The sequence below is a fragment of the Paenibacillus foliorum genome (assembly GCF_013141765.1).
Lineage (GTDB): Bacteria > Bacillota > Bacilli > Paenibacillales > NBRC-103111 > Paenibacillus_S > Paenibacillus_S foliorum.
Genome location: NZ_WHOD01000066.1, coordinates 111,190 through 133,706 on the forward strand (window position 1 = coordinate 111,190; position 22,517 = coordinate 133,706).

The following is a 22,517-nucleotide window of genomic DNA, read 5'->3' on the forward strand; positions in this document are numbered from 1 at the left end:
CATAAGGAGAAATCATCATGGCCGTTCAATTTAAAAATAGCTCTACACGTAAGCGGAGAGATTGGCGCCGAACTACGGTGTTCATTCTTTGTGGCCTTCTTATGGGTATATTATTCTGGATTTTTGTGCTATGGACGGCTTTAAAAACCGGATAGCTGGGGGTGGCAAACAATGAGAAACCGTTTTTTTCAGTTCACAGAAGATCAATCGGAGAAAAAAGAAGTCCGAAAACGCAAGCATTTCTCAATCCGGTTAAATGTGTTCTTTTTTACTACTTTTTTAATGTTTACGGTACTTATTGTTCGCTTAGCTATTCTGCAGTTTGTGGAAGGACCTAGGCTGAGTCTCGAGGCATCCAAGGTCTCTATGAGTGACAGCCCCATCGCCCCGATCCGCGGCTCCATCTACGACCGCACCGGATATCCTATTGCCCAATCACGTGCTATGCAATCGCTCTATTACCGTGTAGAGGGTGGTGCGACCAATAAAGACGAAATCATTGAAATGGCTAAGACGCTGGAGGATATTTTTGCCCGCTATGGAAAAGCAACGGCTAAGCAGCTATCCGCAGCAGATGTTCTGAAGCTCATGGACGTAGGATTCGATATGAACAAAGTAAAGACCAAGGAACCAAGCTACTATTCCATCCCACGCAGAATTAAAGTGGATCTTTCCCGAGAGGAGATCGCCTACTTGCTAGAGCATAGGGATCTGCTGAGAGGCATCGAAGTATTCGAGGACAGCATCCGCTACTACGATTCACAGACCATCGCCAGCCAGCTGGTAGGATACATGAAACGGTTTAATGCGGCACGGAATCCAGTCTCAGGACTCGACTTTTATAAAGGCAGAACGGATGAATATCTGGACGTAGAGGATGTCGGCTTCGATGGACTTGAGCTGATGTATCAGGAGGACCTTCGGGGTAAAAAAGGCAGCAAATCCTATCCTCTTAACGCAGCCCAAAAAATTATCGGCCCTGCTACCATCATCCCACCCGAAAAGGGTCACAACCTTTATTTAACTCTTGATAAAGATGTACAGCTGGCGACGGAGCAAGCGATAGTTGATCATCTAGCTTTTCTCCGCAATCGCAGCTTGGCTGGAGAGTTCGCCTATGCGCCTAATGCCCGATCAGGCTATGCCGTAGCTATGGAGGTCAAGACAGGCAAGGTGGTCGCCATGGCGAGTATGCCGGATTACGATACTAACAATTGGACCGGCGGTATGAGCAATGAAAAATACAATGAGATTATTCCGTTCGTCAATAATGGGACGATTACGACCTCTTATCCCGATTTCCCTACGGACAAGGAAAGAGCCAAGCATCCTTCCTCCATCGTTTATATGGGCTCGACTATTAAGCCGTTGACGATATTGATAGGTTTAATGGAAGGTGTTATTTCGACCGGCAGTACATATAGCGACAACGGGTCGTTTACATTCGGTCGGGGCAAAGGAGCTACTATCTCCAACTCCGACGGGCATGCCTATGGGCTGCTTAATCCGACCACTGCGATCCAAAATTCATCTAACACGTACATGTCCGCTATGGTCGGCATTCCTCTGTGGAACAAGTATGGCGGGGAGAAATCGAAGGTTCTCGATGTTTGGGCAGAGCATCTGGCTGAATTCGGACTTGGCGTCAAAACAGGCAGTAAACTTCCTAACGAATACGAGGGCTCTAATGAATTCATAAAAAATGCCAAGACCAGCAGTATGCAATCTGCTATGGTTTACGCTTCATGGGGGCAGAACGAGAAATACACGACCCTGCAGCTCGCTCAGTTCTCGGCTACACTAGCCAGTCGGGGCAAACGAATGATGCCTCAGTTTGTTGATAAAATTACCAAATCCAACGGAGAGCTGGTCAGCGGGTATGAGCCCCAAATGTTAAATGAAGTTAACTATCCTAAGGAATATTGGGATGCGGTAATTCGCGGAATGAAGAGTGGCGCGGAAGGGATCGACACCCTGCCGTACCCTGTCGCCCGCAAGACCGGTACATCGACGCAGGATGTATCGGGTGGACGGGTAGATAACGCCGTATTCGTCTCGTTCGCTCCCGTCGATAATCCGGTTCTTGCTGTAGCTGTTGTCGTCCCCGAGGGACGCTTCGGCCGATACGGCGCCTCTCCGATAGCAGCCAAGATTTATCAGGCTTATGATCAATATGTCGGCGGACTTAGCAATCCCGTCATTAGCGCTGGTGCGAAGAAACCGTAAGCCTGCCTCACTAGCAGAAGGGTGCATCAAGGACGATTGGGGCGACCATAACTCGATACAGAGGAACGATGATTGCGGAATGGGAACAGCAAGCAGTCCCGCTGCCATCGTTCTTGATGTACCCTTTACGTTTGTTTTTGAAGAGATGAATGTGGGTGTGGGATAACGGCCGCTATTGAGGTATATTCATTCGAATTTATGGCTTCACGAGCGGCAGTCGGAACACACTCTCCAAAGATAGCTTGCATACCCGAGCATTCACCGGAGGTGACGACTGGAATGGATACTACAGCCCTACAGCCCTCCCCACTACACCAATGGCCTCTTGTTCTACTCTGCGCTTTAAGTTATGTTCGCTCTTCTTTACGTTTTCATCAATCCTGCTACTATCTTTGGGTCGCTCCCACTCGCTCGCGGAACGTCAATCCTCTATTCGTCTTCTTTCCCCTCGAATTTACGAAGTCACGGAACTACGATGCGTTATTTCTTCTCAAAACTGCTGAAATGACCCATTTTAAGCAAATAAGGGATCGTACTTCCCTTTCACTTGTATAATCCCGTGTTCACAACAAAATAAGGCATCTCTGTTCCTCAACCTGCCCAATTAGAGGAACAGAGGGAAACGATTTGCGGTTAGTCTCATGATATTATAGAAAAAACCGCCCAAATCCATTATCGGATTTGGGCGGCGATAAGCCGGTGCCTTATGGACGGAACGAGGTTCCATCAGGTAATCTGGCCAATGTCCATGCCGGAAGTACATCGGAGCATGGGAACTTGGCTGCCATTTTCTCGTCAATATCAACGCCAAGACCTGGCTTTTCATTCGGATAGACGTAGCCATTGCGAACTTCGGGGATACCAGAGAACACTTCATGCACTTCGTCCTTGAAGCCATTCCATTCCTGAATACCGAAATTAATACTGCTAATATCCAAGTGCACATTCGCCGCATGGCCTACAGGAGACACATCGCCAGGACCGTGCCAGGCCGTACGTACACCGAACGTTTCAGCTAAAGAAATAACCTTCTTGGCCGGTGTAATACCACCGATTTGGCTGACATGGATGCGAATGAAATCAATAAGGCGGTTTGCAATCAAAGGAACCCATTCATTCGGATTGTTAAACAGTTCTCCCATAGCTAACGGAGTTGTACTGTGCTGACGGATATTTTTAAACCATTCGATTTGTTCCGGAGGCAGTGCATCCTCCAAATAAAATAGTTGGAATTTTTCCAATTGCTTAGCAAAGCCTACCGCATCGATAGGAGTCAGACGTTCATGCACATCGTGAATGAATTCTACTTCCCAACCTAGCTTGCTGCGAAGATGTTCAAAAAGTCCAACAATGCTTCTCATATAAGCTTTCGGATCGTAATAAGCACCGTCAAGCGCGTTCTCAGGTTTCGTTATAGCCGCACCACGGCCTCCGTACAAGCCCATCTGGCAGCGGATGTAACGGTAGCCCTGCTCCATATAAGCCTTCGCGTTAGCTTCCACTTCTTCCACGCTGTTGCCGTCGGCATGCTTATAAACAGCGGCTCCCTCGCGGCATTTTCCACCCAATAGTTGGTACACCGGCATCTCGGCCAGCTTCCCTTTAATATCCCATAGAGCCATATCAACGCCGGACAGCGCATTATTCAATTCAGGCCCATTCCGCCAGTAGCCGCTCACCATCGCGGTTTGCCAAATATCCTCGATCCGCTGTACGTCTTTCCCTATCAAGAATGGCTTCAAATAATTGTCCACTACGGAAGCAACCGACAAATATCTTTGAGTAAAGGTTGCGCAGCCCAAACCGAAAAGGCCCGGTTCCGAGGTTTCTATTTTAACTACGACCAGATTAATTCCTTCCGGGGCAGTCAAAATGGTTTTAACATCTCTAATTGTGATCATATAGCTCTCTCCCTCGTCTTATCCTGTTGTTTTTCTATAGTTATCTATAGTTTATCTATTGTTTTTATTTATTGTTTTACGGCCCCTGCCGTTAAGCTGCTAATAAAGTACTTTTGCAAAAATAAGAATAAAATAACAAGCGGCAAGCTGGACACGAACGAAGCTGCCATCATATCATTCCAAACGATTTTATAAAAGCCGTTCAATTGTCCAATTCCGACCGGCAATGTTTTCATTTCTTCCGATGTAGTCAAAATCAATGCGAACATATACTCATTCCAGCCCTGCAGGAAAGAATAGATCGCAGTGGCAGCTATACCAGGCAAAGATAAAGGTAAAATGATTTGTACGAAAGTACGAATTCTACCGCATCCGTCAATGGTTGCCGCTTCATCCAGCTCCTTCGGAATTCCTTGAAAGAAGCCCATCATCATCCAGGTGCAGAATGGAATCGTGAAGGATATATACACGAGAATAAGACCCATGTGGGTATCAATTAATCCCAACGTCTTCAACACTTTATAGAACGGAATAAGCAGCATAATCGAAGGGAACATCTGCGTTACCAGCAGAAAGGTTAAAAAGGCGCTTTTGCCCCGAAAACGAAACCTCGATGCACCATAACCGGCCATTGCAGAAAACACCAAGGAAATGATGGTCGCAGCGAGCACGATATATACACTGTTAGCGAAATAGGTGGCAAAAGGATAGTCATTCCAAATTCGGATGAACGATTCCCATGTCGGAGCGTCCGGAATCCATTGCGGCGGGGTAACCATCACTTCATCGTTCGGTTTAAACGCTGTGGAAACCATCCATAACGTCGGAACCAGCACAATGAGTGAAGCTACGACCATAATTAAATACATAAAACCATTGAAAACTTTGTCTTTCCCTTTAGTCATTGCCATTGTCAAACAGCCTCCTATAAACGAATCCGATCAAGAAGCATACGAAAAACACAATGACGGCCATGGCGGCTGCTTTACCGAAATCAAAAAACTCGAAAGCATTCTTGAAGATGTCAATACTGACGACGTTCGTTGCGTCTCCCGGGCCACCTTGCGTCAAAATCCAGATCATAGTGAAATGCTTGAACCACCATACCGTATCCAAAATCAAGGTTACAACCAGAACAGGCATCAAGCTGGGAAGCGTGACATAACGGAAAGATTTGAACCGATTGCATCCATCTATCTTGGCCGCTTCGTACATATCCTGCGAAATGGACTGAAGACCCGCCAACAGCAGCATCATAACCATCGGATAGCCCTTCCAAATGCAGACGATTATGATAGCAACAAATGCATAGGTGGTATCTCCAAGCCAGGAAACCGGCTCACTGATTAAATTCATTTTCATGAGAAAATGATTGAATAGTCCATACATCGGATTAAACAGCCACTTCCATAAAAGCCCCACCACTACTTCAGGAAGCAGCCAAGGAAGAATGAGAATCGCTCTAAAAAAAGTGCGGCCAGGCAAATTCATATTTAAAACAAGGGCAAGGCCCATCCCCAGCACAAAATGGCCTGCTACCGTAAAGAATGTATATTTAAGCGTTAACCAAATACGGGTGACGAAGTCCCAGTTAGAAAAAATATCCAGATAATGGCTTAACCCTACAAAATCCCATTTGTTCACCAGATTCGTATTGAAGAAACTAATGTAGGCTCCATAAATCAGTGGATAGGTTACCAGCAAAATTAAAGTAATTGCTGCAGGCAGAATAAACCAATATCCCGCCCACTCGGTTCTGGCTATGGATTGTTTCACGTTTCCTCCTCCTGAGAGCTCTTGCGTTAGCAAAAACTTGTACCGTAAGCATATTCATGTGATACGACTCGTTCATGTTTTCGTAAAAAAAGAGGGGAGGAAATCCCCCTCGATTAGAGCTTACTTGCCTTCTTTTTGAATCAAATCGTTCGCGCGAGCAGCGGCCTTTTTCGTAGCAGCATCTACATCTCCGCCTTTAGCTAACAGCATCTGATAAGCTTCAGCTACTATGTCCTGGAATTGCGTATAAGTAGAGAAATTCGGCACATGGAATGCATTGGCGATGGACTTGGAAAAGCCGACCATTTCCGGCGTATTCAACTGCTGACTTTCGCCTACATCTACTCTCGTTGGCAAACGTCCGCTTACAGCGTTCCATTTCAACGAATTTTCTTTATTAACAACGAATTTCAAGTAATCGACAACCGCTTCTTTATTTTTGCTTTGTTCAGAGACGGAATATCCAATCAATCCAAAGGTAGATACATTCTTTTCCTTCTTAGGAATCGGAGCGCTATAGAGCTTGCCTTTTAAACTCGGATTTTGAGCGAGAATGGTACCGAAAGCGTTCGGACCACTGATTAACATCCCGACCTTACCGTTAGCCATCAAAGTAGCTGCTTCCGGAAAGCCTGTTTCTGTTACGCCTGGAGGCACAACGCCATGTTTCGTAAACAAATCGCCGTAAAATTGGAAAGCTTCCTTAGCTTTTGGCGATTCCAAATCGGTAACCCATTTACCGCTTGCATCTTGTCTTAACTCATCCGCACCGAAGGAACGAAGAACCGGAATGAAACGTGAGCCTCCTGATGAGTTACGAGTACCCACCATACCAAAGCCCCATTGATCAGGCTTGCCATCACCATTCGTATCCTTGGTCAGCTTCTTCGCAACGGTTACAAAGTCATCCCATGTTTCTGGCGCTTTCAGCCCCTCAGCTTCGAACCAATCCCCACGATAGACCAAGGCTTGCGGCGTAGCATTCCATGGGAAAAATTGGAGTTTGCCGTCAACGCTGGATTCTTCTACAATGTACGGATAAAACTCTTTCAAATACTGATCACCCAACAGCTTGGTTAAATCCGCTGTAATATTCATTCCGTATGCCGTTCTCATGAATTCAGGTGTATTTGTGAATGCATCCGGCAAATCTCCAGCTGTTGCAAGAGTTGTCAGCTTTTTAAACAAATCGTTCAAAGGTACTCCGATAAACTCAATCTTAACGTTAGGATGAAGGCGCATATATTCATCGGCCATTTCCTTCTCAGCAGGGCCATCCGGCTTTTCCGTTTGAGATACGGAGATAATTTTGATAGTTACTGGCTTTCCAGCCTGATTATCTGCTCCTGCCGCTGTTTTTCCTGTAGAAGCCTCCGGCTTTGCGCCACAACCTGTGAGACCAACAGTCAGTGCTAGTGCAGAAAGCAACCCCAGTTTTGCCATCTTCTTATTCATTCTTAACCCTCCATGTATGTAATAACTTCATGCTCTATATTGTTAATGCAAGGCTCACCGGATGCCTATTTAAGATGGTTGAACCGAAGTCCAAAATTCTGTGGTTAACCTTACAATCGCAATCAAATCATTGTATTATGTATGATGTCATACAAGTTGATGTGAAAAAAACTTGTTTAGGGCTCGTTTCTTTCCCTTAGCTTTTGTATATTTTCATTCATACCCATTTTGATCAAAGCTTTAACGGCCTCGCTGTCTCTTCTCTTTAAAGCTTCGAACTGTTGGATATGTCCTTGCACGCTTTCTTGACTGACGCCAAAAACGCGATTCAACTCCTCCAAAAACTCAGAGTAAGCATGAGTGTTTTTCACTACTTGATATAAAATTTCATTTTTGGAAGCTTTAGCTATAGCTACGTGAAATTCAATATCTGCTGCCGTATATTTTTTATAATCGCTTCTGCCCGCCACCATTTTTTCAAGAGCTTGCTCAATGCATCGAATATCTTCCTCGTCCGCTCTCTGAACAGCCAGATCGATACACTTGAATTCAATCGTTTCACGAAACTCCATCATATCCATAAATTCTTTTTCCGTTATATTCATGATCGGGGTCAAATCATTCAATATTCGATCCTGAATCGATTGCGAAACAAAGGACCCTTGTCCATGTCTGGTAGTGATGATCCCGATCGCTCTCATTTTCTGAATAGCGCTTCTTACACTGACTCGACTCACCTTGAACATTTGGCATAAGTCATGCTCGGAAGGAATCTTATCTCCAGGCTTCCAGATACCGGTTACAATATTATTTTTAATTTGAGCATACACTTCGTCGACGATATTCTGTTTGTCAATGCTTCTTAAACTCATTTATTTCACCACCTTACTCATAACATGTCATACAAGTTATCGCCGTAAATAATAGTATCAGCAATATTTCCAAAATGCAAGAATAAAATCTTCTAATTGCTACAATAAAAGATTACCTGCCTGTTGGACAAGGAAGGCTTATGCGGGAATTCCCCACGCTCCTCCTTACTTTGTTTCATTGAAAATGCACAAGGGTAATAATGCTCATGCAAGGTAACTCATAGCATAGGAAGGGAGCGTGAGGATGATGATCGGCTTGCTGATAACCATCGTCATGGCAATCGTCATCGGAGCCATCGGTTCCGCGATAGCACCCGGCGGTATGCCAGGAGGTATCATTGGTTCTATGGTTGCCGGCTTTGTCGGTGCATGGCTGGGCGCGTTGCTTTTAGGTTCTTGGGGCCCCGTAATCGGCGGCTTCGCCGTAGTACCCGCCATCATAGGAGCAGCAATCTTTGTACTCCTTTTGACGCTATTATCCAGAATCTTAAACAGCAGAACCTCGTAAATTCGAAGTAAACTATGTAAAAGGAGCGGATAGACATGGCAACTGCAGAGACAAAGAGCAATAGTTTATTGATAGGGACAATTGTGGGGGGAGCCGCAGGGGCACTTATCGCGCTTCTGCTCGCGCCCAAATCAGGTCGTGAGCTGCGGGAGGATTTGAAGGACTCGCTTCATACCCTTCAATCCATGGGCCAGGAATGGATGGATCAAGCCAGAACCAAAACGGCCGATACAATCCACCGTGCAGCTGAGCAAGGCACCCAATTACTGGACAAGGCACACGAGGGAACAGATGCGGCGATGCAGGCTGCACACAATGCCACCAACGCCTTGTCTGAATCAGCACATCAAATAACGGAACAAGCCGCACAAGCTCTGGACAAAGCGACTGATCGTGCAGGGGATGCAGCTCATGAAGCGCTGGACAACGCTCAGCAGATTCGCCCTTTCCAAAAGGCATAACGACTTGAACACGCATCGAATATACCATAACAAGATGTCACACCTAAACGTCACTTGCGATCATCGCGAGTGACGTTTTTTCAAATATGAAAGCCCTAGTATACACATAAAAGCAGCGCTTAAAGCTATACATGAGCATAAGCAGTCATACCAAAAGCCTGTCCGAGGACTACTTCTCCTCAGACAGACTCCGAAAAATGCAGCTTCGTTGTATGACTACACTAGAGTATAAGAGCAAGTGCATCAGGAGACTTTCTTTCCTGCAGCAGCTGACCCACGTGATGCTTAGGCTTATCCACCTTTACAAAATAGACGCCTTCCAAATGATAGCCCTGCTCCTTGGCTGTTGAATACAATTTACAGAAATGCTCAGCAGCCACAATAGCCTCCTCCAACCTGGAGAATGCTTCTATTACGTTGCCCTTTCCCAATGGATTAACCTGAGCTTGAATGCTGACTTCATACGACTGGGGCCCTGTTTCACGTACTAATACATCACTGCTATCGCATGCTATACTGTGTCTGATTGTCATAACACCCACCGCCTCTTCTTGGGATAATATGGTGCATACCATTCATTACCCGAGCCCAAATTGGTTGAATCATTAACAGCAAAATTAACGAGAGCGCCGTCTTCCCCAAGAAGCCCAACAACTTAAATAACACGTCCTATGGACGTGTTATCTATAAAAAACTATCAATCATTCCGTCATACCTCCGGATTCTACAAAGTATTCCTTGAGCTTGTCTAAGGCACGCTTTTGAATCCGTGATACACTCATCTGCGATACATTCAACACCTGAGCGATCATACGTTGAGACTGGCCTTCAACATAAGAGAGCTGAAGCACCCGCTGTTCTTCCTTCTTCAATAGCTTCATAGCTTGTTCCATATCCAATCGATTTTCTAGCTGCCGGTACTCATCAACATCCTCACTAAGTAAATCCCCAATGGTCGATCCGCTTTCTTCGAAAGACAGTGGAGTATCCAAAGAAACGTAATGATAATACTCTCTACCTGCTAATATTTCGATAGTTTCCTCCACCGTCAACTCGACATCTGCTGCAATCTCCTCCACATTGGGAGACCGCTCCAATAAAACCGTCAGCCGGTCAATAGCCTCTTGAATCCGTCCGCCCTTCTCCTTAACACGCCGAGGAACCTGTACATACCACGATTTATCGCGCAAGTAATTTTTCATATGGCCAATTACACTTTTCATCATATAAGGCTCGAATTGCTCGCCCTGCTCAACGTCAAACTGCTTAAACAGCCGCAGCATCGACATTTGTCCCACTTGGTATAAATCTTCATAGAGGTCCGGACGATTGCGCGACATTTTCCCTGCAGCCATTTTTACCAAAGGCTCCAACTGCAATAATAAAGTCGTTGCTATCTCGTTGCAACTCGTTTGCTGATATTCCATGATCAGCTCACGGATATTCGGTTCCGGGTTCTCCGAATTTACCTTCATACCATTTCCTCGCTTTTACTTAAGCGTTTGGTTAGAATAACCTCAGTCCCACCTTCACTGTTCACTTCAACATCATCCATCAAAGCTTGCATCAAATAGATACCCAGCCCGCCAACTTGTGCTTCTTCCAACGATTTATCATGCAATGAGTGCGCTTGCGGCGCTTTCTCAGAGAAGTTAAAGCTATGACCTTGGTCTTTCACTGTAATTCGGAGTCCATCCTCAATAAGCTCAAAATGAACCTCCATCATCCCAATGCTACTCGGCTCATAAGCATGCACAACAACATTGTTGCACGCCTCCGCCACAGCTACCTTCAAATCTTCTATTTCCTCGTAGGAGAAACCCACTTTGGTGCATAACCCGTACAAAGTAAGACGAACTACATCAATAAACTCCGCTTCGGCAGGCAATGTCATGGTGACCTTACGATTTTCCAAATTCATGTCCCTTCTTTCCATCTCTAATTTGCCTCGTTCGATGATTGTTCAATAAACTTTGTTAACCCTGTCATATCGAATAACCTCTGAATTTTTGGTGGAATCTCCTCAACGGTGATGGGTGCTTTTAATACATGTCTTGCTTTGAGCAGTGATAGAATAACTCCGATTCCGGTACTGTCGATATACTGTAAATCCTTCAAATTGATTACTAGCTTGCGGCTGGTTTCCGCGACATAAGGATCTGCAGCAGCACGCAGCTCGGCAGCCCATGCTAAGTCCAGCTCCCCCTTTAAATACAGCAAATGACTGCTGGGAGATACTTGTCGTTCTATTTCAAAGCTATGCTGTCGATTCATACAATTATAATCCTCCTTCAACTCACCATACTGACGCTTTTTCCATTATCTTATCATTACCCTGCTAAACTTCAAACTAAACAACAGAGAAGTAAACTTTACTTAGCGCCTGTCTGCACCCGAACCTGCCGATGCTTGAATTGCTGCCACACATCAAGAAGGATAGGAATAGCTTTCAAGGCCGTTCCTAATTTACTTGGAGCCGTACTATGTACATCTTCATCCACTTTATCCTTAATGGTTCGTGCGACCGATACGGAGGCTTGCTTAACGGTTGATGTTATTCCTTCGACAGCCTCCCCTACCTGTTTCATTGAATCAAATGTTGGCTCAAGGGAGTGGAGCTTATTCAAAATATCCACCGTCACAGCATTCGAATGGCGCAGCACATCAGAGGCTTCTTTGGCAATTCCTTTCACTTCGTGCTGCAAATCCTGCATCGTGGTATGGGTCTGAACCAACAGAGCCGACATTGAGCGTAAAGTAACAATAAGAAAAGCTACCAAGACAACAAAAGCTACCGCAATAATAGCTACACTAATTTCAATAACCATGATTTCTCCCCCTCTGTGGATAATTAATTGGTTAAGCTTTGATAGCTTCTAATTACCCACGCTGCTCCGAAACGAATCTGGTTCACCCCACAATAACAAGGGTAATAAGGCAGCATCACCGTTTACACAACTAATCCATGAGGAGTGATGAACGATGGAACAGCAAAACGTAGAAATTGAGAAAAAAAGTGTCGAGCAAAAGTACGATAAGGGCATGGTTGCCTCCACCTTCATCAAGTACGCAGCTTACATTGTCCTGTTTTTTGGATTTTTGTACTTCATCGTACGCTATGTTTTCCCAGCATTCCAATGATGATACCGACCCAAGCTTTAGGCTATTACACGCAAAAAGACGATAGCCTGATCAGGATTTTTTACCATCCGAATCGGGCTATCGTCTTTTTGGTTCAACCTCAAAATCATTGCTTGCTCCTCCACCGGTCATCAGCCTGCGCAATAGCCTGCAAATATGCAGTTATTTTATACCGAATTTTCTATCATAAGGAATAAACTGCTAAAGTACAGCAATTCTCATGCAAACGACTCGGGTTCAGCTGAGAATGAGAAAAGAAATGCAAATTTGCATGAATTCACCAAGACTGCCGATACAACGGCCAAATGGATGTATAAATGCAGGTTTGGGGTAGGCAATAGATCCGAATCATGTCTTGTTTACTGCCCTTGCCGTTCGTAGATTCTTGTTAAGCGCTCAAAAAAACCTCCAAAACCACAATCATGTGGGGAAGGAGGTCTTTCCATTCAAATTCAAGCCTATAATGAGAATGCATCTAGAAATCAAGCTTTCTCTAATGAGCACGCAACATTACCATACAAATATCATCTTCCTGCTGGTCGCGAATTTCAACAGGCAGCAGAATATCCATTATATCCACGAGCTCTTGAGGCTCACAGGCTTCAAGAGTTCCAACCAGTGTCTCTACCTCGTCCTCATCTTCTTGTTCTATAGCTTCCAGTAGTCCGTCCGTGTACAGAAACAGCCGCATGTCATCCTCATAGGACAGCATGCCCTTTTCAATATCCATCTGCTCGAAGAAACCAACAGCGCAGCTTCCCGTGTCCAACAGGATCGTAGACTTGTTCGCTTCCATCAGTATCCCTGGGGGGTGGCCCGCATTTACATACTCGATTGTTTTGTGATGAGTATCAATAACCAAATAAATGGCTGTAAAGTAATAGCTGACAGAGGCATTGCGATTCAGTTGATTCATGTAACGGTTCAATTCGGCTATAACAGTCTCCGGTTGAACGAACCGGGTAATGGTGTCTTGCATAACGGATGAAATAAACATACAAACCAAGGAGGAGGAAATCCCATGGCCCATCATATCGAGTAAAATAATCCCATGCCGGTTCGAGTCAATCGGATACCAAGAGTATAAATCTCCGGCAAGCTCGAAGGACGGATGATAGGATGCGCTTATATCCAATCTTTCTTTACGGAGCGGTAGGCTTAATACGCTGCTCTGCACTTGTTTGGCCAAATCCAATTCACTACGAATTCGCGCTTCATTCTCCTTATGCCAATCCTTTTCCAATTTTAATCGCAGCGCAACACGAATCCTCGCAATTAATTCTACCTTATTGATCGGCTTCATTACATAATCAACGGCACCCGCTTCCATAGCGTCAGCCAGTAGATTCGAATCCCCCATAGCGGTCACGATAATGATAGGAATATCACGCAGTACCTCATCCTCCTGTATGGAACGGCAGGCCTGCAGACCATCCATCACTGGCATCATCATATCGAGCAGGATCAAATCCACTGGCACCTTAGGTCCTTCTCCAGTACCCGCATTCAACAGCTCTAGCAGCTCAATAGCAGAGGGCAATTTAATGCATTGTTTGTAACCGGCGCTTTTCACTATTTTTTCTATTACCATCAAATTTACAGGATTGTCATCAACTATTACGATATTCATTATATGACTCCTAACTTTCTCAAGCTTTTACTCATCATTCCATTATAGCGCTATCTATAACTACTATGTAACCGTCAATTCGATTTTCTGAATCAATAAAAACCATGATTCACCATTTTTCCATATGGTTAATAGAGGGCATGCTGGTCCACAACTGAATCTATCCATAATGAAAAAGCCAGTCGACTGCGATACTTACATGGACTTTTGAGGGCCGCTTAGTACTTTGCTCAGACAAATCGCTAAGGCCAAACTCAGCCGTGCTTACGAAGCTAGTCTCGCCTAGCACAACTCTAAGGAGGAACAAACTATGGACAACAAAGCCAAGTTGGTAACTTATGAGGAGCAAGCTATTCAGGAGATTCGCAGCTTTCAAAGGAAAGGCTACACACTGGACGAAATTTACGTATTAGCGCATGATGATGAAACAACAGAAGGATTAACTAAGCTGATGAGCACAAGCACGGTTGGAGTAATGGAGGAGGGCATTGGAGATGCCTTTGCCAATCTGTTTCGTTCCAGAGGCGATCAATTGCGTTCGAAGATGCATTCGTTAGGACTGTCTAAAGCGCAAGCCGATCATTTCGAGAAAGAGCTGGATAAAGGCAAAATTCTCGTCATGGTATGGCACGACAATATGGATAACGATGACATGAATATTAACCGCAGAAACAGCGGCAGCAAGGATGAAGTCATTATTCCACAGGACGGAGTTTACGTGACGAACCGACCAGGTCCTGGTCGAAACAATGTATGGTAATTTTTAAACAGCAGCAATAACTGTTATCCGTAAAGGCACTAGAAAAACATGATCCAGGAGGTGTGTTAGCATGTTAAAATGGGCTCTAATCTTTTTAGTCGTTGCTATTGTCGCCGGTGTATTTGGATTTCTGGGAATTGCCTCAGCGGCAGCGGGTATAGCCAAAGTATTATTCATTGTATTCCTTATTTTGTTTATCGTAACCTTAGTGATGGGACGAAGGCCTTCAGCCTAACCTAATTTTTAATTTTTATACAAAAAGCCACTCTCAGCTGAGAGCGGCTTTTTGCTGTATGCATATATCAGTATTAATAATAAATAGTTCAAACATAAAAATTACATCCGTATATACTTGTGAAATCCTACCACTCCGTAACCGTACCATCCTCGGTGCGCCACACTGGATTCCGCCATTGATGGCCTATCGCGGCCATTTCACGAACCTTGGCTTCGTTAATCTCGATGCCTAGGCCGGGCTTAGTCAACCGTTTCACGAAGCCATCCTTATAATCGAATACCGATGGGTCCACCAAATAATCGAGCAGATCAGAGCCTTGGTTGTAGTGAATGCCCAAGCTTTGCTCTTGAATGAACGCATTCGGCGTGCAGAAATCAAGCTGTAGCGAAGAAGCCAGCGCAATAGGTCCAAGCGGGCAGTGAGGCGCAACGGCAACGTCGAAGGCTTCTGCCATCGCAGCAATTTTGCGCACTTCCCAGATTCCCCCGGCATGACTTAAATCCGGTTGAATAATGTCGACCCCGCCTTGCGTAAGGAGCCGTTTGAAATCCCAACGTGTATACATCCTCTCACCAGTAGCGATCGGCACGCTAGAGCCTCTGGTGATTTCAAGCAGCGCTTCGTTATTCTCCGATAGTACCGGCTCCTCAATGAACATCGGCTTGTATTGCTCCATCTCCTTGATCAGCACCTTGGCCATCGTCTTATGGACGCGGCCATGGAAGTCCACGCCAATGCCATTGCCAGGACCGATAGCTGCTCGTACAGCGGCTAGGCGCTCAACGGCCTCCTGCACCTTGAGTGACGAATCGATCCACTCCATCTCGGCGGTGCCATTCATCTTGATCGCTGTGTATCCCTGTGCGATCTTTTCCTTTGCGGCTTCAGCCACATCCGATGGCTTGTCGCCGCCAATCCAGGCGTAGACGCGCATCTTCTCCTTGCACGGACCACCCAGCAAGTCATATACGGGCACGCCTAGGCTCTTGCCCTTAATATCCCACAGCGCCTGCTCGATACCTGAGATAGCGCTCGTCAAGATCGGTCCGCCGCGATAAAATCCACCGCGGTACAGCACCTGCCACAAATCCTCGATGTGGCCCGGATCTCTGCCGATCAGAAATTCGCTCATTTCTTCTACAGCTGTGCGTACAGTATCGGCTTTACCTTCAACAACCGGCTCCCCCCAGCCAACGATTCCGTCATCCGTCGTAATTTTTAGAAACAACCACCGCGGCGGTACTTTAAACAGCTCCAAAGATTTAATTTTCATAATGAACCCTCTCCTTTGTGAAATTCAAATAGCATATCTTCCAAATGGCATTTCATAAGAGCACGCGCCTGGGTCGGATTCCGCTGAATAATTGCCTGCGCAATCAAGAAATGAAACGATGATGCTTTCTCATGCATTCCGGGCCATTTCATTGATTTACGGCGGCTATCGACCAGCAAGTCGCTCATACGATCCAGCATGTGGAACATAATATCATTGTGGGAAGCTTTCGCAATCAATTCATGAAAATGGATATCCTCTTTCAAAAAATCTCGCTGCTTCTCAACCTTTCGTTTCATTGCTTCGGCGGTAGTCATGATCGCCTTCGCTTCTTCATCCGTAGCCTTATCTGCAGCCAAGGCGGCAAGCTCAGGCTCAATGATAAGCCTAGCTTCCGTCAACTGCAGCATGGTAGCACGCTCCAGAAAATCAAGTCGATCTGCAGGCGCGTCAGTCAAATCATTATCTACATAGGTGCCTCGTCCCTGCTCGATCCGAAGGATCTTCTGTTTCCCAAGAATACGGACGGCTTCCCTCACAGATGAAATTCCGACACCAAGCTCAGCAGATAACTGCTCCAATGGCGGTAGCTGCTCTCCTTGCTTCCAAAGACCGGCTTTAATGTTGCTTTTGATACGGTCATATACCGTTTCGTAAGTTAATTTCTTAGATATAATAACCACCTGCAGACTTTATAATAACAAACATTCATATGATGTATTTATAATATATAACAAGTCATATGATGTTTCAATAAAAACTTGAAATAAAAAATTCAATAGAAATCATACTTTTTCTCGTAGCACCTGTGCACACTACTCATCCGCTCTTACAATACCTCACACCAAAGCCATCTTTTACTCACTAATATTGCTGAGATCGCGCATTTTCATTCATCTCCCTTTTTACTAGCCCGACAAAAGCCAGATAGACAAAAAGCCCTGCGCCGAGAACCGCACTTTTTTACAAGGCAGACTCAAACGAGAGCAAGACAATCATTTCTCTTTATGGAAATCCAGGTTCCGCCGCGGCTTGCGACAAGTTTGACGTTTGACTACTGCATAATGATGTTCTGGTGACCCGCCAAAAATCCCCCATCAACAGGGATGCAAGTACCCGTAATATAGGACGCCTCTGGAGATGCCAGGAAACAAACGGCTTCGGCTACTTCACCCGTCCCGCCAAAACGCCCCATGGGCGTTTTTCCTAACACCGCCTCTCTGAAAGACTCTTTCTTGAAATTTCCAGCCGTTAAATCCGTTTCAATATAGCCCGGGCTAACCGCGTTGACTCGAATTCCATATTTCGCCCATTCTACGGCCAGTACCTTGCTGTACTGCATCATGCCTCCCTTGGAAGCGGCGTATGCGCTTTGATTCGGAGTTCCTATATGCGAGAGCATAGAGGTAATGGTTACTATTGACCCGCTTCCCTGCTCAATCATCCTTTTCCCGACTTCTTGGCAGCTCATAAATCCGCCCCTCAGGTTCACCCCAATAACCTCGTCCCAAGCCTCTACTGAATACTGCTCCGCTGGTACGCGCTTGTTAATGCCTGCACAATAAACGAAGCTATCAATTCGTCCATAAAGCTTATACGCTTGTTTTACAAAGTGTTGGATGCTTCCCTGATCCTGAACGTCCAGCATCAGTCCATGCGCCTCGCCGCCATTCTGCCGTAATTGTTCAGCCGTACCCAAATACTGCTCTTGCGTGCGGCTTCCTATGATAATCTTACACCCATAGCTTGATAATTTCTCCGCAATCGCTTTGCCAATCCCTCTTCCGCCTCCGGCGATAACCGCTACTTGATTATACAATCCACGCATTTGCAATCCCCCTATTCAACTTCTACAATGCCAGGATTTCTCTCAACTACATGTCCGAATAATAGCTAATCTCTCTAGACACATCTTATCAATGCTGCTGCTTGAGCACAATTGCATCCTGGAAATTGTGCAAACTGTGGTTTCGCAAGCATTTCCTATCATATTTCCAACTTTCAAACGCATACTACTCTTATGCAAAGAAACAGTGAGGGATGTCATGAAGCCAAACATATTAATAATCGAAGATGAGGATAAAATTGCGCGGGTGCTGCAGTTGGAATTAGAGCATGAAGGCTATTCCCCGCAGCACGCTAAGGATGGTCGCGAAGGCTTGGATATGGCTCTATCGCAGAGCTGGGATATGATCCTGCTCGACATCATGCTGCCTGAACTGAACGGTCTCGAAGTGCTTCGCCGAATGAGGCAGAACGGCAGCCAAGCTCCTGTTATTCTGCTAACAGCCAGAGACACTATACCGGATCGGGTGAGCGGGCTTGATCAGGGCGCAAATGATTATATAACCAAACCTTTTGCCATTGAAGAGCTGTTGGCGCGTATTCGCAACCTGCTCCGAATGACAGCCAACCAGCCGCATACTGAAGCCGGAACTCCGTCCCACCATGATGAGGAGCTTCGTATCGATGCCCTGATTATGAATATCCGAACCCGTCAGGTTTCCAGAGACGGCCAGCCCATTGAGCTTACGCCAAAGGAGTTTGATCTTCTAGGGTATTTAGTAAGCCATACCGGCGAAGTACTTTCCCGCGAGCAAATTTTATCAGAGGTATGGGGATATGGCTTCATAGGTGATACAAATGTCGTAGATGTGTATATTCGCTACTTACGGCAAAAAGTGGATCAAGGATTTCCTTGCAAGCTCATCCACACACTGCGGGGCGTAGGCTATTTGGTTAAGGAATGTGACACCGCTACATGAGAATACGAATCAAAATCACACTGCTGCTCGCAGCTTCATTGCTGCTGGTTATGCTGCTGTTTAATATTGTTACGTACTTCACGGTTGTGCGCATCACGACGAACAGCCAGATCCAGCTGCTATGGAATGCAATCCAGCCATTGATGTCACAAACCGAGCTCTATCATCCTGCACGTTGGGTCCGCACGTCTTGGCTCAAACCCTTTCTGATGCCTCAAGCCATGATTCGTATTATTGATAAGGATTCTGTTATACAGACACAAATAACTACCAATGAGAAGCTGAAGGAGATTCCAGCCTATTTCAGCAATCGCAGCCTTGCCAAAACTCTTAACACATCTGAGGCCCTGATCGTCTACATTCAAACCCCTATTATCGATGATAAAAATGTGACGCTAGGAGCTGTGCAGATCGTACGGAAGCTGGACACATTGGAGCAATATTTGAGTGTGCTGATTAAAGTACTTATGCTGACAACCATGGGGTCTGTTATATTTGCACTTGCCTGCGGGATGTACTATGCCAAAATAATTCTTCGTCCCATCCACCAGCTGGCTTTTGTCATGGAATCGAATCAGCGAAACGGTGTTTTCAAGAAGCTAGAGCTCGCCCCGTCCAAGCACCAAGACGAGCTGGGGCAGCTGATACATACCTTTAATTCCATGATAGGAAAGCTGGAGCATAACTTCAATCTGCAAAAGCAATTTCTGGCTGATGCCTCTCATGAGTTGAAAACTCCGCTGACCATCATAGAAAGCTATGCCGATCTGTTGAGACGTTGGGGAGGCAGCAATAAGGAGGTGCGGACTGAAGCCGTTGAAGCTATCCACTCCGAAGCGACGCGGCTGCGCAAGCTAACCCATGCCCTACTGACCGTCGCTAATACCGAGTCAGGTGAGCATATGCTGTGGGAAGCCTTTGTTCTCTCCGAGCTCGTGACTACAACGGCAGTTACCCTGCAGCAAGCCTTTCACCGCGAGCTCCGCTGCGAGCTGGATACCGCTCTTGAGGGAGTAACCATGAGCGGAAGCCCCGGGCAGATCAAGCAGCTGCTGATCATCCTGCTTGATAACGCCATCAAGTACAGCCAAGGCGCTGTACTTGTGACGCTGCAGCCGGATCCGCGCGATGCGCAGATCGCGGTGCTGCAAGTAACCGACCGCGGCATCGGCATCGAGCCGGCGGATCTCCCCCGCCTGTTCGACCGGTTTTACCGGGTCGATAAGGCGCGCAGCCGCTCCACAGGCGGGAGCGGCCTCGGGCTCTCGATCGCGTATAACATTGTGCGGCTGCACAAGGGAACGATCGTGATCGACAGCAAGCCCGGCGAGGGCACGCGGGTTACGGTGAAGCTGCCGTTGAACGCAGCGCCTCCTTGCCGCTGAGCCCGGCGCAGACACCTCCTGTGAATATGGGGCTTAGGCTCTTTGCATGCTGATCCTGAGCAGCTGAGGATAATCGGCAACGCACAACGCATCCTCAAGAGCTTATATTTCCCTGCAACAAAAGAAGCACGGTTTACGTCAATAGAGATGACATAAACCGTGCTTCTTTTTTTACAAGGTCAAGATCAACCTAGTAATAAAGGTCTGACATTGTAAGAGGTGTTTTAACCGAAGTGATTAAGTATTGCGATATACAAGTGTTCAGGAGTTATTGGGAGGAATATGCCCTGATCATACAAAAAGCTACCTACAGCACACGACGCGCTGTTTTATACTTCGACTTCCAGAAGCTATTATTCATATTCGAAATTTTTACGCCTCCGGCTCCGTAGGTATGAAGCATGTTACCATTTCCGATATAAATGCCTACGTGATGGATCGGAGAATAGAAGAATACCAAGTCTCCAGGCTTCAAATTGCTTTTAGATACATAGGTACCTGCATGAGATTGTGCTTGTGAGGTACGCGGCAGATTCACGCCGTATTTTGCATATACGTACTGAGTAAAAGAAGAACAATCGAAATTACGAGTCTGTCCAGCCGTAGCTCCAAACTTATAAGGTACACCCATATAGCGCTTACCTGTTGCGATAACACTGCTTGCTTTTGAAGAACTATACGCATAAGCTGTATTCGATGGAATCGCAATAGTTCCGGATATCATAACAGAAAGACCTACAGTGGCAACCATCAGTGTTTTACCCAACTGTTGTTTTTTCAGAAGTTTCATAAATTCTCTCCTTATCAACAATAGATTGGAGTACAGGATGCTTGTCCCTGTCTCGATTACGAGTATACCACGCAAAAAAAAACCAACATGTACCAAGAGCCTCGCAAACCCTCCATACATCTGGCTTTCATTGTATTTATTAGAATCAAATAAGAATTTTTTAATCTTGACGGTCTTGACAAAGACGTTTTTCGATTTATGCAGACTGTAGACTAAAACCGAAGAAGAATCTCGTCCATATTAATAATTCCTACTTGTTTACCGTCACATTCACTGATTCCCGAAAAGAAAGAACCATTAACTATTCCGATGCCTTTTATAGAAGCAGCTTGAATAGTGGCATACGTCGATACTTTATTGACTTGATCCACAACAATCCCCACGTAGCCTCGCTCGCTCCTCACGATAATTACCCTTGTAGCTTTCGTGTACTCAGCTGGCGGTAAATTGAATAAACGTCTCAAACTAAGTAACTTAATCTGCTTGCTGCGCAGGTAGAACACCTGATTTAGATAGGGATCGGGCGTCTCTGCTTCCTCAATCGCGTCCATCTTAATAATCTTATAAACATCTCTGGTTTTCACTGCAAAGTAACCCTTATCCAACACAATTTCAATGTACTGCTCTTGTACACATATACTCATATCATCACATCCGAGTTTAAAATTGCAGCTGCCGATTCATTTATTCATTCATTTAGATTCAACTGCTGGATAAAAATATGCACATATTGTTTATCAAATTGCGTTCCTGCGTTTAGCACCAGTTGGTCTACTGCTTCATTTACGGATAGTCCTCTATGATAAGTTCGGCTCGAAATCATACTGTCAAAAGCGTCAATAATAGAACATATCCGCGCAAAAACAGGGATATCCTGCCCCTTTAATCCGGCGCAATATCCATCCCCATTCCATCTTTCATGGTGAAATTCAACAACGTCAATGATTTCTTGATCTATAAAATCATACTCTTTTAGCATGTCGGCTCCTACAGTTGGGTGAAGCCTCATTAAATCCCATTCATGCGGTGCCAATCCCGAAGGTTTATTCAATATTTCCAAAGGAATCCGCAATTTTCCGATATCGTGCAAATAGCAACCGTTTACCAGCTGAAAGGTTTGCTTACTGTCCAGTTTCAACCCGTATGCCATAACCTTAGCCATTGAAGCTACTCTTACACTGTGATCATAAGTTTCGCTGTCCCTTTCTAGTAAATGATTCATCTCATTGTGCATCAAAACTAACTGCATCTGCATTCGTCAGTCTGCACCACCCTCCAGAAAAATACACATCACGTATACATTTGTATGCCAATACTGATTACCTACTTATTCCAT

General features: G+C 45.5%; 27 protein-coding genes. 10 read left to right on the plus strand and 17 right to left on the minus strand.

The window, feature by feature from the left end:
- Positions 1–17: 17 nt before the first annotated feature.
- Genes GC093_RS17360 through GC093_RS17370 form a run of 3 tightly spaced genes read left to right on the plus strand, consistent with a single transcriptional unit; the run spans position 18 to position 2,392 of the window.
- Positions 18–155: a hypothetical protein gene (locus GC093_RS17360; protein ID WP_171653158.1), complete on the plus strand. Its 138-nt coding sequence runs from the start codon at positions 18–20 to the stop codon at positions 153–155.
- A gap of 16 nt (positions 156–171) precedes the next feature.
- Entirely contained in the window at positions 172–2,226 is a 2,055-nt protein-coding gene (locus GC093_RS17365) for a peptidoglycan D,D-transpeptidase FtsI family protein (protein WP_171653159.1), read from the plus strand.
- The gene (locus tag GC093_RS17370; protein ID WP_171653160.1) at positions 2,210–2,392 is read left to right on the plus strand and encodes a hypothetical protein; all 183 of its coding nucleotides are present in this window, start codon (positions 2,210–2,212) and stop codon (positions 2,390–2,392) included. The genes GC093_RS17365 and GC093_RS17370 overlap by 17 nt, the downstream gene beginning before the upstream one ends.
- A gap of 538 nt (positions 2,393–2,930) precedes the next feature.
- Here GC093_RS17370 and GC093_RS17375 read toward each other — a convergent pair.
- The 5 genes from GC093_RS17375 to GC093_RS17395 form a co-directional block, all read right to left on the minus strand.
- Positions 2,931–4,127: an enolase C-terminal domain-like protein gene (locus GC093_RS17375; protein ID WP_171653161.1), complete on the minus strand. Its 1,197-nt coding sequence runs from the start codon at positions 4,125–4,127 to the stop codon at positions 2,931–2,933.
- A 68-nt stretch (positions 4,128–4,195) separates the two neighbouring features.
- Positions 4,196–5,038: a carbohydrate ABC transporter permease gene (locus tag GC093_RS17380; protein ID WP_216624680.1), complete on the minus strand. Its 843-nt coding sequence runs from the start codon at positions 5,036–5,038 to the stop codon at positions 4,196–4,198.
- Positions 5,025–5,903: a carbohydrate ABC transporter permease gene (locus tag GC093_RS17385; RefSeq protein ID WP_171653162.1), complete on the minus strand. Its 879-nt coding sequence runs from the start codon at positions 5,901–5,903 to the stop codon at positions 5,025–5,027. Before GC093_RS17385 ends, GC093_RS17380 begins: the two co-directional genes overlap by 14 nt.
- A 120-nt stretch (positions 5,904–6,023) precedes the next feature.
- Entirely contained in the window at positions 6,024–7,358 is a 1,335-nt protein-coding gene (locus GC093_RS17390; protein WP_171653163.1) for an ABC transporter substrate-binding protein, read from the minus strand.
- Between the two features lie 176 nt (positions 7,359–7,534).
- Positions 7,535–8,230, minus strand: a complete 696-nt coding sequence (locus GC093_RS17395) for a FadR/GntR family transcriptional regulator (RefSeq protein ID WP_171653164.1) — start codon at positions 8,228–8,230, stop codon at positions 7,535–7,537.
- A gap of 247 nt (positions 8,231–8,477) precedes the next feature.
- Between GC093_RS17395 and GC093_RS17400 the strand changes: the two genes are divergently transcribed.
- Complete coding sequence (locus GC093_RS17400; protein WP_171653186.1) at positions 8,478–8,738, plus strand: GlsB/YeaQ/YmgE family stress response membrane protein; 261 nt, start codon at positions 8,478–8,480, stop codon at positions 8,736–8,738.
- Between the two features lie 35 nt (positions 8,739–8,773).
- Positions 8,774–9,199, plus strand: coding sequence for a YtxH domain-containing protein (locus tag GC093_RS17405; protein WP_171653165.1), 426 nt, complete (start codon positions 8,774–8,776; stop codon positions 9,197–9,199).
- A gap of 221 nt (positions 9,200–9,420) precedes the next feature.
- Here GC093_RS17405 and GC093_RS17410 read toward each other — a convergent pair whose 3' ends face one another.
- The 5 genes from GC093_RS17410 to GC093_RS17430 form a co-directional block, all read right to left on the minus strand.
- Entirely contained in the window at positions 9,421–9,732 is a 312-nt protein-coding gene (locus GC093_RS17410) for a hypothetical protein (protein ID WP_171653166.1), read from the minus strand.
- A 168-nt stretch (positions 9,733–9,900) separates the two neighbouring features.
- Positions 9,901–10,674: a sigma-70 family RNA polymerase sigma factor gene (locus GC093_RS17415; RefSeq protein WP_171653167.1), complete on the minus strand. Its 774-nt coding sequence runs from the start codon at positions 10,672–10,674 to the stop codon at positions 9,901–9,903.
- On the minus strand, positions 10,671–11,120 hold the full coding sequence (gene rsbW / locus GC093_RS17420) for an anti-sigma B factor RsbW (RefSeq protein ID WP_171653187.1): 450 nt from the start codon (positions 11,118–11,120) through the stop codon (positions 10,671–10,673). Before rsbW ends, GC093_RS17415 begins: the two co-directional genes overlap by 4 nt.
- A gap of 17 nt (positions 11,121–11,137) precedes the next feature.
- A complete protein-coding gene (locus tag GC093_RS17425) occupies positions 11,138–11,473 on the minus strand; it encodes an STAS domain-containing protein (RefSeq protein WP_171653168.1) in 336 nt (111 codons plus the stop codon).
- A gap of 98 nt (positions 11,474–11,571) precedes the next feature.
- Positions 11,572–12,027 carry a DUF948 domain-containing protein gene (locus GC093_RS17430; protein WP_171653169.1) on the minus strand — a complete coding sequence of 152 codons (456 nt, stop codon included), beginning with the start codon at positions 12,025–12,027 and terminating at the stop codon, positions 11,572–11,574.
- Positions 12,028–12,181: 154 nt separating this feature from the next.
- Between GC093_RS17430 and GC093_RS17435 the strand changes: the two genes are divergently transcribed.
- On the plus strand, positions 12,182–12,340 hold the full coding sequence (locus tag GC093_RS17435; RefSeq protein WP_171653170.1) for a hypothetical protein: 159 nt from the start codon (positions 12,182–12,184) through the stop codon (positions 12,338–12,340).
- Between the two features lie 493 nt (positions 12,341–12,833).
- On the opposite strand, the gene GC093_RS17440 is transcribed toward GC093_RS17435, so the two are convergent.
- Positions 12,834–13,970: a PP2C family protein-serine/threonine phosphatase gene (locus GC093_RS17440; RefSeq protein ID WP_171653171.1), complete on the minus strand. Its 1,137-nt coding sequence runs from the start codon at positions 13,968–13,970 to the stop codon at positions 12,834–12,836.
- A 310-nt stretch (positions 13,971–14,280) separates the two neighbouring features.
- Here GC093_RS17440 and GC093_RS17445 point away from each other — a divergent pair, with 310 nt between their 5' ends.
- Positions 14,281–14,730, plus strand: coding sequence for a YflT domain-containing protein (locus GC093_RS17445; protein ID WP_171653172.1), 450 nt, complete (start codon positions 14,281–14,283; stop codon positions 14,728–14,730).
- 70 nt (positions 14,731–14,800) lie between these two features.
- Positions 14,801–14,965 (plus strand): DUF1328 domain-containing protein, encoded by a 165-nt coding sequence (locus GC093_RS17450; protein WP_171653173.1) that lies wholly within the window; start codon positions 14,801–14,803, stop codon positions 14,963–14,965.
- 127 nt (positions 14,966–15,092) lie between these two features.
- Here GC093_RS17450 and dgoD read toward each other — a convergent pair whose 3' ends face one another.
- The 3 genes from dgoD to GC093_RS17465 all read right to left on the minus strand — a co-directional run bounded on the left by dgoD (position 15,093) and on the right by GC093_RS17465 (position 18,069).
- Positions 15,093–16,241, minus strand: coding sequence for a galactonate dehydratase (gene dgoD, locus GC093_RS17455; protein ID WP_171653174.1), 1,149 nt, complete (start codon positions 16,239–16,241; stop codon positions 15,093–15,095).
- Complete coding sequence (locus GC093_RS17460) at positions 16,238–16,924, minus strand: FadR/GntR family transcriptional regulator (protein WP_312886554.1); 687 nt, start codon at positions 16,922–16,924, stop codon at positions 16,238–16,240. The genes dgoD and GC093_RS17460 overlap by 4 nt, the downstream gene beginning before the upstream one ends.
- A gap of 371 nt (positions 16,925–17,295) precedes the next feature.
- Entirely contained in the window at positions 17,296–18,069 is a 774-nt protein-coding gene (locus GC093_RS17465; RefSeq protein ID WP_171653175.1) for an SDR family NAD(P)-dependent oxidoreductase, read from the minus strand.
- Positions 18,070–18,286: 217 nt separating this feature from the next.
- Between GC093_RS17465 and GC093_RS17470 the strand changes: the two genes are divergently transcribed.
- Positions 18,287–19,006, plus strand: coding sequence for a response regulator transcription factor (locus GC093_RS17470; protein ID WP_171653176.1), 720 nt, complete (start codon positions 18,287–18,289; stop codon positions 19,004–19,006).
- The gene (locus tag GC093_RS17475; protein ID WP_171653177.1) at positions 19,003–20,391 is read left to right on the plus strand and encodes a sensor histidine kinase; all 1,389 of its coding nucleotides are present in this window, start codon (positions 19,003–19,005) and stop codon (positions 20,389–20,391) included. Before GC093_RS17470 ends, GC093_RS17475 begins: the two co-directional genes overlap by 4 nt.
- A gap of 307 nt (positions 20,392–20,698) precedes the next feature.
- On the opposite strand, the gene GC093_RS17480 is transcribed toward GC093_RS17475, so the two are convergent.
- From GC093_RS17480 to GC093_RS17490, 3 genes are all read right to left on the minus strand, one after another.
- Positions 20,699–21,181, minus strand: a complete 483-nt coding sequence (locus GC093_RS17480; RefSeq protein ID WP_246314669.1) for a C40 family peptidase — start codon at positions 21,179–21,181, stop codon at positions 20,699–20,701.
- Between the two features lie 212 nt (positions 21,182–21,393).
- Entirely contained in the window at positions 21,394–21,825 is a 432-nt protein-coding gene (locus tag GC093_RS17485) for a chemotaxis protein CheW (RefSeq protein ID WP_171653178.1), read from the minus strand.
- A gap of 44 nt (positions 21,826–21,869) precedes the next feature.
- On the minus strand, positions 21,870–22,430 hold the full coding sequence (locus GC093_RS17490) for an HD-GYP domain-containing protein (protein WP_171653179.1): 561 nt from the start codon (positions 22,428–22,430) through the stop codon (positions 21,870–21,872).
- Positions 22,431–22,517 lie beyond the last annotated feature (87 nt).